Annotated in this window: 14 protein-coding genes; 5 read left to right on the top strand and 9 right to left on the bottom strand. The window is 70.5% G+C overall.

From position 1 onward, the window contains the following. The first annotated feature begins 101 nt into the window (after window positions 1–101). Window positions 102–857 (top strand): ABC transporter ATP-binding protein, encoded by a 756-nt coding sequence (locus tag ACIBI9_RS34450; protein WP_397228250.1) that lies wholly within the window; start codon window positions 102–104, stop codon window positions 855–857. Window positions 858–861: 4 nt separating this feature from the next. Next, window positions 862–3,351 carry an ABC transporter permease gene (locus tag ACIBI9_RS34445; RefSeq protein WP_397228248.1) on the top strand — a complete coding sequence of 830 codons (2,490 nt, stop codon included), beginning with the start codon at window positions 862–864 and terminating at the stop codon, window positions 3,349–3,351. 83 nt (window positions 3,352–3,434) lie between these two features. Here ACIBI9_RS34445 and ACIBI9_RS34440 read toward each other — a convergent pair whose 3' ends face one another. The 5 genes from ACIBI9_RS34440 to rph form a co-directional block, all read right to left on the bottom strand. Then, complete coding sequence (locus tag ACIBI9_RS34440) at window positions 3,435–3,704, bottom strand: hypothetical protein (RefSeq protein ID WP_397228246.1); 270 nt, start codon at window positions 3,702–3,704, stop codon at window positions 3,435–3,437. Beyond that, window positions 3,701–4,360: a toxin glutamine deamidase domain-containing protein gene (locus tag ACIBI9_RS34435; protein ID WP_397228477.1), complete on the bottom strand. Its 660-nt coding sequence runs from the start codon at window positions 4,358–4,360 to the stop codon at window positions 3,701–3,703. The genes ACIBI9_RS34440 and ACIBI9_RS34435 overlap by 4 nt, the downstream gene beginning before the upstream one ends. A gap of 531 nt (window positions 4,361–4,891) precedes the next feature. After that, entirely contained in the window at window positions 4,892–6,607 is a 1,716-nt protein-coding gene (locus ACIBI9_RS34430) for a molybdopterin-dependent oxidoreductase (RefSeq protein WP_397228244.1), read from the bottom strand. A gap of 46 nt (window positions 6,608–6,653) precedes the next feature. Further along, window positions 6,654–7,244: an RdgB/HAM1 family non-canonical purine NTP pyrophosphatase gene (gene rdgB, locus ACIBI9_RS34425; protein ID WP_397228242.1), complete on the bottom strand. Its 591-nt coding sequence runs from the start codon at window positions 7,242–7,244 to the stop codon at window positions 6,654–6,656. Beyond that, window positions 7,241–7,960 (bottom strand): ribonuclease PH, encoded by a 720-nt coding sequence (gene rph, locus ACIBI9_RS34420; RefSeq protein WP_397228475.1) that lies wholly within the window; start codon window positions 7,958–7,960, stop codon window positions 7,241–7,243. The genes rdgB and rph overlap by 4 nt, the downstream gene beginning before the upstream one ends. A gap of 53 nt (window positions 7,961–8,013) precedes the next feature. Here rph and ACIBI9_RS34415 point away from each other — a divergent pair, with 53 nt between their 5' ends. Then, on the top strand, window positions 8,014–9,267 hold the full coding sequence (locus tag ACIBI9_RS34415) for an MFS transporter (protein ID WP_397228240.1): 1,254 nt from the start codon (window positions 8,014–8,016) through the stop codon (window positions 9,265–9,267). Here the strand turns inward: ACIBI9_RS34415 and ACIBI9_RS34410 are convergent. The 3 genes from ACIBI9_RS34410 to ACIBI9_RS34400 form a co-directional block, all read right to left on the bottom strand. Next, window positions 9,252–10,004 carry an MBL fold metallo-hydrolase gene (locus tag ACIBI9_RS34410; protein ID WP_397228238.1) on the bottom strand — a complete coding sequence of 251 codons (753 nt, stop codon included), beginning with the start codon at window positions 10,002–10,004 and terminating at the stop codon, window positions 9,252–9,254. The two genes, ACIBI9_RS34415 and ACIBI9_RS34410, sit on opposite strands and share 16 nt — an antisense overlap. Further along, a complete protein-coding gene (gene murI, locus ACIBI9_RS34405; protein WP_397228236.1) occupies window positions 10,001–10,912 on the bottom strand; it encodes a glutamate racemase in 912 nt (303 codons plus the stop codon). Before murI ends, ACIBI9_RS34410 begins: the two co-directional genes overlap by 4 nt. Before the next feature lie 103 nt (window positions 10,913–11,015). After that, window positions 11,016–11,807 (bottom strand): thioesterase family protein, encoded by a 792-nt coding sequence (locus ACIBI9_RS34400; protein WP_397228234.1) that lies wholly within the window; start codon window positions 11,805–11,807, stop codon window positions 11,016–11,018. Between the two features lie 110 nt (window positions 11,808–11,917). Here ACIBI9_RS34400 and ACIBI9_RS34395 point away from each other — a divergent pair, with 110 nt between their 5' ends. Continuing rightward, window positions 11,918–12,244, top strand: coding sequence for a hypothetical protein (locus tag ACIBI9_RS34395; RefSeq protein WP_397228232.1), 327 nt, complete (start codon window positions 11,918–11,920; stop codon window positions 12,242–12,244). An 85-nt stretch (window positions 12,245–12,329) separates the two neighbouring features. Beyond that, window positions 12,330–14,228, top strand: coding sequence for a hypothetical protein (locus tag ACIBI9_RS34390; RefSeq protein WP_397228474.1), 1,899 nt, complete (start codon window positions 12,330–12,332; stop codon window positions 14,226–14,228). A gap of 64 nt (window positions 14,229–14,292) precedes the next feature. On the opposite strand, the gene ACIBI9_RS34385 is transcribed toward ACIBI9_RS34390, so the two are convergent. Next, window positions 14,293–15,240 (bottom strand): PLP-dependent cysteine synthase family protein, encoded by a 948-nt coding sequence (locus ACIBI9_RS34385; RefSeq protein ID WP_397228230.1) that lies wholly within the window; start codon window positions 15,238–15,240, stop codon window positions 14,293–14,295.

Below are 15,240 nucleotides of genomic sequence, written 5' to 3'. Positions count from 1 at the left end.
TCATCTGAAGTCCTACACGAAGTCCATCCGCAGGTCCCATGGATCTCGAAATTTCCACTCCTAGCGTGGTTCGCGTTGAAAAACCGCGACAAGGAGTGAAAGTGACGCTCACCGATACCCGGCGCCAGGCACCGCCCGCGGTGGTGGCCAGAGATCTGACCAAGGTGTACGGCGAAGGCGACGCCCGGGTGCACGCCCTGCGCACGGTGAACGTGTCCTTCGCCACCGGGGCCTTCACCGCCATCATGGGCCCGTCGGGCTCCGGCAAGTCCACGCTGATGCACTGCCTGGCCGGACTCGACGCCGCCACCTCGGGCACCGTGCACATCGGCGACGTGGAGCTGACCGGGCTGACCGACCGGCAGCTCACGCTGCTGCGCCGCGAGCGGATCGGGTTCGTCTTCCAGGCCTTCAACCTGCTGCCCACGCTCACCGCCGAGCAGAACATCCGCCTGCCGCTGGACATCGCCGCCCGCCAGGCGGACCAGCAGCTGTTCGACCGGGTGATCGAGACCGTCGGGCTGAAGGACCGGCTCGGGCACCGGCCGAGCGAGCTGTCCGGCGGCCAGCAGCAGCGCGTGGCCGTGGCCAGGGCACTGATCAGCAAGCCCCAGGTGATCTTCGCCGACGAGCCCACGGGGAACCTGGACTCCCGCAGCGGCGCCGAGGTCCTGTCCTTCCTGCGCACCTCCGTACGCGAGCTGGGCCAGACCATCGTCATGGTCACGCACGACCCGGTGGCCGCCTCGTACGCCGACCGCGTGGTGTTCCTGCGCGACGGCGAGTTGGTCAGCGAGATCGGCGCACCGACGCCGCAGTCCGTGCTGGACACGCTCGTGCAGCTGGAAAGGGCGTGACGAGGTGCTGAAGACGGCACGGGCCGGGCTGCGCGCGCACAAGCTCAGGCTGCTGCTCACCTCGCTGGCGATCATGCTGGGCGTGGGGTTCATCGCGGGCACGTTCGTGCTCAACGACACGGTGCAGGCCGGGTTCGCGCAGCGTGTCACGGCCGACGCGGGCAAGGTGGACGTGGCCGTGCTGACCAAGGGCTCCGACGCGGTGCTGCCGGAGCGCGTCCTGGAACAGGTGCGCGCCCTGGAAGGCGTCACGGAGGCCCAGGGCCTGATCCGCGCCGCCGCGCCCGTGCTCGGCAAGGACGGCAAGGCCGTCGGGAACGCCCCCACCACGGCCCTGTCCGTCGTCCAGGGGCCGCTCGACCGCACCGACATCGTCTCGGGCACCGGCCCCGGAACCGACGACCAGGCCGCCGTGCTGGACGAGAACACCGCCAAGGCCCAGGGCTTCAAGCTCGGCGACACGATCACGGTGCTCGACGCCAAGCAGCGCAAGCACCAGTTCAGGCTCGTCGGTCTGCTCGACCCCGGCGTGGACCAGGAGCTCTCCTACACCGGCGCGGTGGGCTTCACCGCCGCCACCGCGCAGCGGATGACGGGCGCGGAGGGCTACCGCGAGATCGACGTGGCGGGCCGGGCCCCCGGGCTGAAGGAGGCCGTCGCGGCGGCCGTGGGCGGCGCGTACGTGGTCAAGACCGGCGACGAGCTGGCCGACGACCTGGCCAAGGCGGCCGGGGTTGAGACCCGCATGCTCACGCTGGGCCTGCTGATGTTCGGCGTCGTGGCGATGATGGTGGCCGCGCTGGTCATCTACAACACCTTCAACATCCTCGTCGCGCAGCGCACCAGGGAGATGGCGCTGCTGCGGTGCATCGGGGCCACGCGCGGGCAGGTGTTCGGCTCGATCGTGCTGGAGTCCGCGGTGGTGGGGCTGATCGCCTCCGCGCTCGGCCTGGTCATCGGGTACGGCCTGGCCTCGCTCACGCTGACGGTCCTGGCCTCGTTCGACGCCCCGCTGCCCACGGACGCGGCCGTCGCCCTCAGCCCCGCCACGATCGGGATCGGCCTGGCCGTCGGTCTGGCGGTCACGTTGGGCGCGGCCCTGCTGCCCGCCAGGTCGGCCACCCGGGTCGCGCCGATCGCGGCGCTGCGCAGCCAGGTGGAGGAGCAGACGTTCCGGGCGAGCCTCGTACGCGGCGTCTTCGCCGCGCTCTTCCTGGTGGCGGGCCTCGGCACGACGGCCGTCGGCGTCTTCGCGCTCCCGCCCGGCCAGCAGGTCTCGCTCTTCGTCGTCATGGCCGGGGGCGTGCTGACGTTCCTGGCCGTGCTGATCCTGGGCCCGGTGCTGATCAAGCCGCTGAGCACGCTGGTCGGCTGGATCCCCGGCAGGCTGTTCGGGGTGCCGGGGCGGCTCGCGGTGGACAACTCGGGCCGCAACCCCAAGCGGGCCGCGACCACCACGGTCGCGCTGACCATCGGCGTGACGCTCATGACGCTGATCTCGGTGGTGACCGCGTCCACCAGGCTGACGTTGACGGCCAAGCTGGACGACCAGTTCCCGATCGACTACATGCTGGCCGGCCAGCAGCGCGACGCGGTCATCCCCCGGTCCGTGGCCACGGAGCTGCGCGGCAAGCCGGAGCTGGCCTCCGTGGCGCAGCTGCGCGCCACCAAGGCCGAGGTCTCGGGCCGGCGCCTCGACGTCGGCACGTTCAGCGGGGCGATCAACCCGTACGTGACCTCCGGCTCCATGAAGGGCTTCGGCCCCGGGCAGGTGGCGGTGGACGACAGCGTGGCCAAGGAGCTGGGCGTGCGGCTCGGCGACTCCGTCCCGCTGAGGACCAAGGGCGCCGGGGTCGTCTCGCTGAAGGTGGTCGCGCTGCTCGACGGGAGCCAGTCGTCACTGTCTCCGGTCACGGTCGCGGAGGCGGCGTTCGACACGTACTTCGGCGCTCTGCCCGACTCCCGCGTCCTGATCAACATCAAGGACGGCGTGCCGCCCGAGCGGGCCCGCAAGGTGGTGGACACCGCCGTCGCGGCCTACCCGACCGTGCAGGTGTCCAGCTCGACGGAGGTACGCGGCCAGTTCGACGAGACGCTGGACATGCTGCTGATGATCATCACTGGGCTGCTGGGGCTGGCGATCCTGATCTCGCTCCTGGGCATCGCCAACACGCTCTCCCTGTCGGTCCACGAGCGCACCAGGGAGTCGGCGCTGCTGCGCGCCCTTGGCCTGACCCGGCCGCAGCTGCGCCGGATGCTGTCCGTCGAGGCGCTGGTGCTCGGGCTGATCGGAGCGCTGGTGGGGGTGGTGCTCGGCGGGGTCTTCGGCTGGGCCGCGATCACGGCGATGCTGGACGGGGCCGTCCTGTCGGTGCCCACCGGGCAGATCGCGCTGTTCGTGCTGCTGTCGGGGGCGGCCGGCGTGCTGGCCGCCGTACTCCCGGCCCGCCGCGCGGCCCGCGCCTCGATCGTCGGCTCCCTCGCCTCCGGCTGACCTCGGCGAAGGCGGTCGGGCGCCCCACGCGGAGGCGGTGCCCGGCCCTCATGGCCCAGCCCTATCGCGGGCCGGTGGCGGGCTCAGCGTGGCGTGCGGCCGGGCCAGAGGTCGGCGATCGACTCGGGGTCGAGGAGCGGCCGGGCGACCACCTCGCCGGTGGCGCGGTCGATCACGATGCACCCGCCCCCGATCGTCTCCGGCAGCGTGGCCGGGTCGTCGGGTTCGAGCTCGCGTACCCACGCCACATATCCGTCGCGGAACCCGTGCACCCCGACCGGCACCGCCTCGTCGGGCGACAGCACGCCGTTGAAGTACTCCTCGGCCAGCGCCCGAGCCTGGTCGAGGTTCACCGTGGCCGTCCCTGCCGGTCGAGTATCACGCAGAACACCCCGGTCACCGTCATGTAGGCCGGTTCGACGGACATGTGCCCCCTCTGAGCGTCGATCCAGATCACCTCGCCGTCGTAATTGACCGCGTTCCAGGCGTGGGAGCCGCCTCCGGGCCAGCGCACCACGATGACGGCACCGGCCCCGTGCCCGGCGTCGCGCAGCCGCCGCGCGATCATCGGATAGGCGTGCCGTCCCTGCCCCGTGTACTGGAAGCGCTGCCCGATCCACCGCTCGATCCTGGTCAGGCTCCCCTGCTCTCCGGTCAGCAGGGGCCGGCCGATCCGGTCGTACTCCGGGAATCTGGGCGCGGCCGTGGCGGGCTCGCCGTGCCAGGTGGACAGCACGGCCAGCGCGCAGTCGGCGGCGTTGGAGGCCCGGAACGGGTCGTCGGCGGGCCCGCCGCCGTTGATCAGCCGCACCCAGGTGCCGCGCGGGTCGGGGAAGCGATCGCCGGGCCGCAGCGCCTCGGCGAGGTCCTGCTCCACCTGCGGGTCCGGCTGGGCGAGCCCGCCCGGCTCCCCGTACGGCCTGCAGTCGGCGAGCCTGGACGGCCGCCGCGTCCGGTCGAACCAGTCGCCCTCCTCGACGTCGAGGAGGTCACCCGGCGTGTCGGACATGTCGGACACGCAAGGACGCTCGAACCGGAGGTCGCGATCGTGCCGAGACCGATGATCGCTGTCGGGCCCATGATCGTGCCTGGACCAGTGATCGTGCCCGGACCGATGATCGCGGTCGTATCGGGGATCGCGATCGGACCCAGAGTCCCGGCCGGGCCGGCGGTCGCGGTCAGAACCGGAGTCGCGGTCGGGTCGACGGTCGCGGTCAGACCCGGGGTCTCCGTCGGGCCGGGGGTCGGCGGGTGCTTCGGGCTCTAAGGTGGCCGGGCCTCCCGGAGAGCGCGCGGAGGTGGTGCCGGTCTCGGCGGCGCGCTCGTAGTCGAGCCACCGCACCCCCTCCGCCACCACAGGGTTGTACTGTCCGTCTGGAAGGACCCACCGGACGCCCGGCTTGCGCTCGCGGAACACGTCCTGCCTCCTGTCATGCTCGACGACCGATCGTAGAGGGGTCGCCGTGGCGGGGAGGGGAAGTCCGCAAGATTCTCCGCCAGAACCACCGGCCGTACCTGCGGAAACAGGGACAAGCGGGACTCAGGTCACCTTGACCGTGATGGTGTGCCACCCGGTCGCGCCGTCGGGCGCGGGCGGGGCCTCCTGCTCGGTCTGGGTACGCCCGGCGGCGTCGGTCGCCCGCACCTGGATCGTGTGCTCCCCCGCCGTGGCGTCCCAGTCGATCGACCACTGCCGCCAGGTGTCGGGCCCCGCTACCACGGCCAGCCTCGCCTGCCGCCACTGCCCCTGATCGACCCTGACCTCCACGGCGTCCACCCCGGTGTGCTGCGCCCAGGCCACACCGGCGATCGTGGCACGTCCGGCCTTCAGTGAATCGCCCGACTTGGGCACGTCGATCCGCGACTGCGTCTTGATGGGGCCCTTGGCCGCCCAACCGCGCGGCGTCCAGTACGCCTCGTCCTGGTCGAACCTGGTCACCTTGATGTCCACGACCCACTTGGTGGCCGACACGTACCCGTACAGACCGGGCACCACCTGGCGCACGGGGAAGCCGTGAGCCACGGGGAGGGCCTCGCCGTTCATCGCGATCGCGAACAGCGCGTCGCGGCCGTCCATGATTACGTCGACCGGGGTGCCGCAGGTGAAGCCGTCGGCCGAGGTGGACAGGAGCATGTCGGCGCCGGACCGGAGCCCGGCCCGGCGCAGCACCTCGGCCATGCGGACGCCGAGCCAGCGGGCGTTGCCGACGTACTCGCCGCCGACCTCGTTGGAGACGCAGGTGAGCGTGACGTCGGCCTCGGTGAGCGGCATGCCGAGAAGCTCCTGGTACGTGAGCTCGACCGGCCGGGCGACCATTCCGTGGATGCGCAGCTTCCAGGCGTTGGGATCCACCTGGGGGACGACCAGCGCCGTGTCGACCCTATAGAAGTCCCGATTATTCGTAATAAATGGAGACAAGCCCCTGATGTGGAGATCCGCGCCTGCCGGAATGGGCTTGGCCGGGGTCGCGGGCCTGGGCAGCGCCACCCTCACCCGCGCGGCGTCCACGGCCCGCCGCCCACCGAGCGACTGCCCGAGCACGGCGCTCCCGATCGCGACCACCGCCCCACCGGTGGCTCCGGTCAGCAGCCGCCGCCGGTCGAACGTCCACAGGTCCGCCCCGGCCAGCATCACCGCGGGCCGCTCCACACCGTCACGGCCCTCGCCACGACCGTCCGCAGGGGCACCGGCAGTGTCAGCGGCACCGGCGTTTTCGGCGGCGCCGGCAGACTCCGTGGCTTCGGCTGACTCCCTGGCATCGGCCGACTCAGTGGCATTGGCGGACCGGCCCGTCGGAGGGGTGAAGGACTCGCCCGCTGCTCGCCGTACCAGCCATCTCAGTGTCCAGGCGCCGGCCGCCGCGCCCACCACGGTCGGCAGCGCGTCCAGGATCCCGGCACCGGGCCGGGTCAGCACCGCCACCAGGCCGATCGCCGCGAAGACGGCCAGCCCGGCGAAGCCGTAGGCGAGCCTGCGGACGGCCAGCGTCCCGATGAGGGGCGCGATCCCGCCGAGCACCACGATCAGCACGCCGGCGATGAGGACCGTCTTGTCGTTCTCGCCGAACGCCCTGATCGCGAAGTCCTTGACCGGAGCGGGCGTCAGATCGATCGTCGCGTCGCCCACCGCCACCACGGGCGATGACTTGGGCCCGGCGAACGCGGCCACGAGCTGCGCGATCCCGAGAGCCACGCCCCCGGTCACCAGCCCCATCAGGGCCCTCGCCCAGGCGGGCACCACCGAATTACTCTGCACAGTCCGACGTTACGCCGCCCGGCGCCGAGCGGTTCTTACACGGTGGTTACGAGCTGAGCAGATCGCGTACGAGGGGCTCCAACGCGCGGAAGGCCCGGCCCCGGTGGCTGATCGAGTCCTTCTCCTCCGGCGACATCTCGGCCGTCGTGCGCTCCTCGCCGTCGGGGACGAAGATCGGGTCGTAGCCGAACCCGTTGGACCCCCGGCGGGCGGAGATCAGGTGACCCTGGAGCGCGCCCTCCACCACCCGGGACTCCCCCGAAGGCAGCGCCAGCGCGGCGGCGCAGGCGAAGTGCGCGGTCAGCTTGTCGGCGGGCACGTCGGAGACCTGCGCGAGCAGCAGGTCCAGGTTGGCCTGGTCGTCGCCGTGCCGCCCCGACCAGCGGGCGGAGAAGACGCCAGGCATGCCGCCCAGCACGTCGACGCAGAGCCCCGAGTCGTCGGCCACCGCGGGCAGCCCCGACCCCTGAGCCACGGCGTGCGCCTTGAGCAGCGCGTTTTCCTCGAACGTGACGCCGGTCTCGGCGACCTCGCCGATCGAGGGGAACTCCTCGAGCCCGACGATGTCGAACCCGGACAGGATCCGGCGCAGCTCCGCTATCTTGCCCGCGTTGCGGGTGGCCAGGACGATCCTCATGAGCCCAGGGCCTCCTGCTGGATCAGCGCCAGCTCCTCGCAGCCGCCCGCCGCCAGGTCGAGGAGCTGGTTGAGCGCCGCGCGGTCGAAGGGGGCGCCCTCGGCGGTGCCCTGCACCTCGACGAAGCTGCCCTCGCCGGTCATCACGACGTTCATGTCGGTCTCGGCGGCGACGTCTTCGGTGTAGCAGAGGTCGAGCATCGGGACCGAGCCGACCACCCCGACGGACACGGCCGCGACCGAGCCGATCAGCGGCTCGCCCGGGCACATCCGGCGCTCGCGCATCCAGGCGATCGCGTCGGCGAGCGCGACATAGGCACCGGTGATCGCGGCGGTCCTGGTGCCGCCGTCGGCGTCCAGCACGTCGCAGTCGAGCAGAATGGAGTTTTCCCCCAACGCTTTGTAATCGACGCAAGCGCGGAGCGAACGCCCGATCAGCCGGGAAATCTCGTGGGTCCGGCCGCCGATTTTGCCGCGGACCGATTCGCGATCGTTACGAGTATTGGTCGCCCTGGGCAGCATGGCGTATTCGGCCGTAACCCACCCTTGACCGCTGCCCCTGCGCCACCGGGGAACGCTGTCCTGGACCGAGGCCGCGCACAACACCCGCGTGTTGCCGAATTCGACCAGCACTGATCCCTCGGCGTGGGCGAGCCAACGCCTGGTGATGGTTATGGGACGAAGCTGGTCAGGGTTGCGGCCATCCTGTCGGGACATGCAGATCACCCTATCTCCGCGCCACGACACTCTTGACCAAATGTGTCCGCCACATGGATCCTTACGCAATGACAACGGGGGTGTTGCGTAACCCTGACTTCCTCCGGTTCCTCGGTTCGCACGTTGCCAGTGAACTCGGGGCGAATATTTCCCGTGTTGCGCTCCCTCTGGCTGCCGTGCTCGCGCTGAATGCCGGTCCGGTGGAGATCGGGGTCCTGTCAGCACTGCAGACGACGGCGTTCCTGCTGATCGGCCTGCCCGCGGGGGTGTGGGTCGACCGCATGCGCCGGCGGCGCGTGATGCTGGTCTCCGACCTGGTCAGGTTCCTGCTGCTCACGAGCATCCCGCTGGCCGCGGAGCTGGGGCTGCTGACGATCGGCCTGATGTTCGCCGTCGCGCTGCTGGCCGGCGTGGCCCAGGTCTTCAACGACGTGGCCGACCAGACGTACCTGCCGGAGCTGGTCGGCACCGCGCAGCTCAGCGACGGCAACTCCAAGCTGGAGATCGTGCGGTCGGGCTCGTTCCTGTCCGGGCCGGCCGTGGGGGGCGCGCTGGTGCAGCTGCTGGGGGCGCCGCGCACGCTGTTCGCCACCGCGCTCGGCGCGCTCGCCTCGGTGCTCTTCCTGGGCACGATCAAGGTCCCCGACAAGCCGCCCGCCGTCGCCGAGCGCACCCCGCTGCTGCGCGGCATCGGCGAGGGCCTCTCGTACCTGTGGCGAGACCGGCTGCTGCGCATGTTAGCCACCTCGACGGTGGCCGGAAACCTGTGCACCAGCGCCGTGCTCGGCCTGTCGGTGCTGTTCCTGGCCCAGGTGGTCAAGCTGCCCCCCAGCACCATCGGCCTGCTGCTCATGTCGGGCGGCATCGGCGGCCTGATCGGCGGCCTGACCGGCTCGTGGCTGTCCAGGCGGTACGGCACCGCCAGGATGACCTGGCTGGCGGTCACCCTGGGCTCGCCCTTCGGCCTGCTGCTGCCGATGACGCAGGCCGACTGGCGCGTGGTGTGCTTCGCGATCACTTCGATCGCGCTCACTTGGAGCGCGACATTGTCGAACGTGGGCCAGATCACCTACCGGCAGACCGTGACCCCCGAGCACCTGCTCGGCCGGGTCAACGCGTCGGTGAGGTTCGTGACCTGGGGCATCATGCCGCTGGGCGCGCTGCTCGGCGGCCTTCTGGCCCAGCAGATCGGGGTGCGCGAGGCCCTGTGGGTGATCATGGCGGCCCGGCTGCTGACCTTCGTGCCGCTGCTGTTCTCCCCGTTGCCCCGCATGCGCGACTTCACCCAGGTTCAGGCCAGGTCGTAGACCGCCCCGCTGCGGGCCAGCTCGATCGGGCCGCCGAAACCGCCTCCCATCGCCTCCTCGAGCACGGTGGCCTGATCGTTCCACGGGACGAGGTGGGTGAGCACGAGCCGGTCGACGCCGGCCTCGGCCGCGTGCCGGGCGGCCTGGCGGCCGGTCAGGTGCAGGTCGGCGGGCAGGTCCGGGCCTTCCACGAACGACGCCTCGCACAGCAGCAGGTCGGCGCCCGTGGCCAGCTTCACCAGCTCGCTCGACTCGCCGGTGTCGCCGGAGTAGGCCACGCACCGGCCGCCGCCGGTCACGCGGAAGCCGTACGCCTCGACCGGGTGGTTGACCAGCCCGGCGGTCAGCGTGAACGGCCCGATCTCGAACGAGCCCGGCGCCAGCGGCACGAAGTCGAACGCGGTCTCCAGGCCAGGCTCGTCCGGCATCCCGTAGGCGGCCGACAGCCGGGCGGGCGCGTCGGCCGGCGCGTAGACGGGCACGGTGGGGTACGGCGCGCCGGGCCCGTACGTGCGGACCACGTGGTAGGAGCACAGGTCGAGACAGTGGTCGGCATGCAGGTGTGACAGGCAGATCGCGTCCACCTCGTACGGGCTGATGTGGCGTTGGAGCGCGCCGAGCGACCCGTTGCCGAGGTCGAGCAGCATCCTGAACCCGTCGACCTCGAGGAGGTAGCAGGACGCGGGGCTGTCGGGCCCGGGGAAGCTGCCCGAGCACCCGACGATGGTCACCTTCATGTGGGCTCCTTCCCGATGCGACGCTCCGCGTCGCGACCCGGCCGCAGGAACCCGGTGTCGTCGCTTCTCAGTCCCGACACCGGCGCGGCCGAGTGGCCGTTAGAGGTAGTACCCCCCACTGGTGCGACTTCGACCACATCGATCTCCGGCCCCAGGAAACGTCGCCCGAGCCGGGCGAAGAGCAGGGAGTCGCCGGTGGCGCGGAAGCGGTGCCGGGGGGTGGCCTCGCCTCCTGCCGCCAGATCGCGGTCGTGCAGGATCCGATAGACGTCCTTGGCCGTCTCTTCGGCGCTGGAGACCAGCGTGACACCGTCGCCGACGACATAGGAGATGGCGCCGGTGAGCAGCGGGTAGTGGGTGCAGCCGAGGATGAGGGTGTCGCACCCGGCGGCCCTGATGGGCTCCAGGTACTCGCCCAGGACCTCGATGAGCTCGTCGCTCATCGTCTCCCCGCGCTCGACGTACTCCACCAGGCGTGGGGCGGCCACGCCGGTGAGGTGCACGTCGGGCGCCGCGGTGAAGGCGTCGTGGTAGGCCATGGACTCGATCGTGGCCCTGGTGGCGATCACGCCGACCCTGCCCGTACGGGTGGCTCGCACCGCGCGCCTGGTGGCGGGCTGGATCACCTCGACGACCGGCACGTCATAACGCTCGCGGGCGTCGCGCAGCACCGCGGCGCTGGCGCTGTTGCAGGCGATCACGAGCATCTTCACGCCGTGCTCGACGAGGTGGTCCATCACCTCCAGGGCGTAGGCGCGGACCTCCGCGATGCGTTTCGGCCCGTACGGCTGACGGGCCGTGTCGGCCACGTACGTAATGGACTCATGGGGCAACTGGTCGATGATCGCGCGAGCGACCGTCAGGCCGCCGACCCCGCTGTCGAAGATCCCAATACTCGCGTCCGGCACGCTCTAGAGGGTAGGCGACCTGCACGATCAACTCTGCGTAAGAATGCTCACAGGTACGCCACGCAGGCGTGCGGCGGTGTTGCGTTGGTCACATCCGGGCCGGTCAGCCGCGTCCGACCCGGGCGAGTTGGCGCGACTGGGCGACGAGGCGGCCCGTGGAGTCGCGTACCTCGACCTCCTCGTCGAACCAGCCGTCCGAGATCAGCCGGCCGCTGCCGAGCAGGGTGAGCCAGCCGGGGGCGGGCAGCGCCCGCAGGTGCCAGGTGAGGTCCACGGTCGGCGCCCAGCCCCGCGCGCCCGCCGAGAACACCACCGGCGGCAGCGCGTCCACGGCCAGCGCCAGCACGTACGGGTCCGGGTCCTGCGGCTCGGCCATCCTGAAGTACGCCCGCGACTCCGGCCTGCCGCTGGGCTCGCCCTTCAGCCAGCCGATCGTGGGCGGGTCGAAGAGCAGCTCCATCCGGGCGTTCAGGTTCATGCCCGACTCGGGCTTGGGGTCGGGGAGCTTGGCGCAGTCCTCGATGCTGGGCATGTCGTACGCCGGTTTTTCAGCATAAATCGGCTCGACCTCGTTCAACGTGGCCGTCGTGATCAGTCCCTCGATGTGCGCCACGTCGTCCTGCACCAGCGTGGCCCTGGCGAACGCGGCCGTCCTGCCCGCCTTGAGCGGCTCGATCCTGACCTGCGCGGGCCCGGCGACCGGCGCCTTCAGGAACTGCGCCGTCGTGCTCACCGGATGCTCGAACGGCGAGGCGTCCACCGCCGCGCGCAGGATCACGGCCATCAGGTAGCCCCCGTTGAGCGGGCCGCCGATCGCGTATCCGGGGTCGAGGCACACGTCGTACGTCCCCTCGTCGATCCTGATCGCCTGAGTCGCCTCGTCGAACTTGGTCATCCGCGCCTGCCTCAACTCCGGAATTATGTTCTAGCGCTCGCATAGTCTATGACATCCCCTCATCAGCGTGCCTACCTGCGAAAACGTGATCCGGTTGAGAAAGTTCGATCATGGCAAGTGTCACCGAACTCCTCGGTCAGTCCGTCTGGGACTCCGACGGGATATGGGTCGGCCACGTGGTGGACATCCGCGTGATCAAGCACAAGGGCGAGCTCCAGAAGAGCCACACCGTCTACGGACTGATCGTCTCCAGCCGCCGCGCGCCGCTGCTGCTCGGTCTCACCCGGGACAACCAGGACCGCGCGTCCTGGTTCTCCCGCACGCTGTCCCGTCTGGTCTATGTGGGCTGCACATTCGTGCCGTGGTCGTGCGTCGCCGACTACGGAACCGGCGAGGTCCACATCAATGCGCTCAGAAAGGAACTCAGCAGGGTGTGAATCTCACTTCAGCACATTGCAAGCGCCCGTCTAGCAACATCAGCTAACTTCTCTGTGGTCAAAAGTCCACATTGTGAGTTGAGTGATGTCTGCGAATAATCCCCCCTACGGCCAAGATCCCGACCGGACCACGGCGTACAACTGGAACCAGGGGCAGCAGCCGGAGAACCCCCCGACGATGCCTCAGTCATCGGGACAGCCGTACCCGCCGCAGCAGCCCTACCAGCAGGGGGGTTACGGCCAGCAGGCGTCCTACGGGCAGCAGCAGCCGTACAACCCGCAGCAGGGTTACGGGCAGCAGCAGCCCACCCATGACGCCGGCTACGGGCAGCAGAGCTCGTACGGCCAGCAGCAGAACTGGCAGCAGGGCCAGCAGCAGGCCCAGCAGCAGGCCCAGGGCGGCTGGCAACAGCAGCAACCGCAGCAGGGCTGGCAGCAGCAGGGCCAGGGCTGGCAGCAGGAACAGCAGCAGCAAGGTTGGCAGAACGACCAGTACGCCCAGGGCGGCTGGCAGCAGCAGGGTCCCGAGGGGTTCGGCCCGGCGCAGCCGGCCAAGAAGGGCCGCAAGACCTGGATCGTCGCCGCGGCCGCCGCGCTCGCGGTGATCCTGCTCGGCGGCGGCGCCGTGTGGGCCATGGGCGCCATCGGCGGCGGCGGCACGCAGCCGAACGAGGTCCTGCCCGCCAACTCGATCGCCTACGCCCGGCTCGACCTTGACCCGGCCGCGAACCAGAAGCTGGCGCTGTTCCAGATCGCCAGGAAGTTCACGGTCACCAAGGACTCCTTCACCGGCGAGGACCCGCGCAAGGCGCTCTTCGACACGATCAACTCCGACTCCGAGTCCAAGGTCGACTTCGCCAAGGACGTCGACCCCTGGCTGGGCAGCAGGGTCGGCTTCGCCGCCGTGCCCTCGGGCAAGGAGGAGCCCGACTTCGCGGTGGCCGTCCAGATCAAGGACGAGGCGCAGGCCAAGGCGGGTATCGCCAAGCTGATGAAGGACGAGAAGTACGGCCTCGCCTTCCGCGAGGACTACGCGCTGCTGAGCTCGACCCAGGAGCTGGCCGACAAGTACGCGAAGTCCGAGGGCAGCCTGGCGGACAACGCCGAGTTCAACGACGACATGGGCGCGGTCGGCGAGCAGGGCGTGCTGTCGTTCTGGGCCGACATGGGCGGGCTCATGGAGGTGGCCAAGAAGGAGGTCCCGGCCGAGCAGGCCGCCCTCGTGGACCAGGTCAAGGACGCCAGGTTCGCCGGCGCGCTGCGCTTCGACAGCGCGTACGTCGAGCTCGCCGGCCTCGTGCGCGGCGCCAAGGGCATGACCCCCGAGGGCGACCTGCCCAAGGCCAGCCTGGGCACGCTGCCCGCCACGACGGCGGCCGCCGTGTCGATCTCCGGCCTCGACCAGATGGTCACCAAGCAGTGGGATCAGATCCAGAAGCAGGCCGCGGCGACCGGTGGCGCCGAGGTCAAGCAGATGCTGGAGCAGGCGCAGAGCCAGCTCGGGCTGCAGCTGCCCGGCGACCTGGCCACGATCTTCGGCAAGAACTTCACGCTCGCCGTGGACAGCCAGGGCCTGGGCGGCGACCAGATCAAGGGCGGCGTGCGCATCGTCACCGACCCGGCCAAGGCGCAGGCCATCGTCGACAAGGTCCAGAAGGCGCTGACCTCCCAGGGCCAGACCGCGCCGCAGATCGCCAAGGTCGCCGGCGACGGCGTCTTCACCGTGGCGACGACGGACGAGTACGCCAAGCAGCTGGCCGGTGAGGGCACGCTGGGCGACTCGGAGACGTTCCAGACGGCGATCCCCAACGCGGACGACGCCAACTACGCCGTCTTCGTGGACCTGGACAAGGTGGAGAGCCTTTACCTCAAGTCCATGGAGGGCGACGACAAGGCCAACCTGCAGGTGCTGCGTGCCGTCGGGATGAGTGGCACGCAGACCGACACCGAGGCGACGTTCTCGCTGCGGCTCCTGTTCAACTGAGCGGCTTCAACGAATGAGACAGGCGGCCGGTCCTTCGTGGACCGGCCGCCTGTCTCATGCTGTCTCAGGCCCAGAGCTGGCCTTCGAGGCGCTCTTCCGCCTCCTCCAGGGTGCCCTCGTAGGCGCCCGTGGACAGGTATTTCCAGCCGCCGTCGGCCACCACGAACACGACGTCGGCGCGTTCGCCCGCCTTGACCGCCTTCCTGGCCACGCCCAGCGCCGCGTGCAGCGCCGCGCCGGTCGAGACGCCGGCGAAGATGCCCTCGGAGGCCAGCAGCTCGCGCGTGCGCCGCAGCGCGTCGGCCGAGCCCACGGAGAAGCGGGTGGTCAGCACGGACTCGTCGTAGAGCTCGGGGATGAAGCCCTCGTCGACGTTGCGCAGCCCGTAGACCAGCTCGCCGTAACGCGGCTCGGCGGCGACGATCTGCACGCCCGGCACCCGCTCGCGCAGGAACCGCCCGACGCCCATCAGCGTGCCCGTCGTGCCGAGCCCGGCCACGAAGTGGGTGACGGTGGGCAGGTCCTCGAGGATCTCCGGGCCGGTGGTCTCGTAGTGCGAGCGCCAGTTGGCCGGGTTTCCGTACTGGTAGAGCATCACCCAGGAGGGATTCTGGGCCGCCAGCTCCTTGGCCACGCGCACGGCCTCGTTGGAGCCGCCCGCCGCGGGCGAGGAGATGATCTCCGCACCCCACATGCGCAGGAGCTGACGGCGCTCCTCCGAGGTGTTCTCGGGCATCACGCAGATCAGCTTGTAGCCCTTGAGCTTGGCCGACATGGCGAGCGAGATGCCGGTGTTGCCGCTGGTGGGCTCGAGGATCGTGCAGCCGGGCGTGAGCCGGCCGTCCTTCTCGGCCTCCTCGATCATCCACAGGGCGGGCCTGTCCTTGATCGACCCGGTCGGGTTGCGGTCCTCGAGCTTGGCCCAGATCCGCACGTCGGCGGAGGGCGACAAGCGCGGCAGCCCCACGAGGGGCGTGCGGCCGACCGAGTCGATCAGCGAGTCGAACCGCAT

The sequence above is a fragment of the Nonomuraea sp. NPDC050451 genome, from assembly GCF_044458585.1.
The sequence above is the reverse complement of the archived record's forward strand: the minus strand, read 5'-3'. Positions and strand labels throughout refer to the sequence as shown.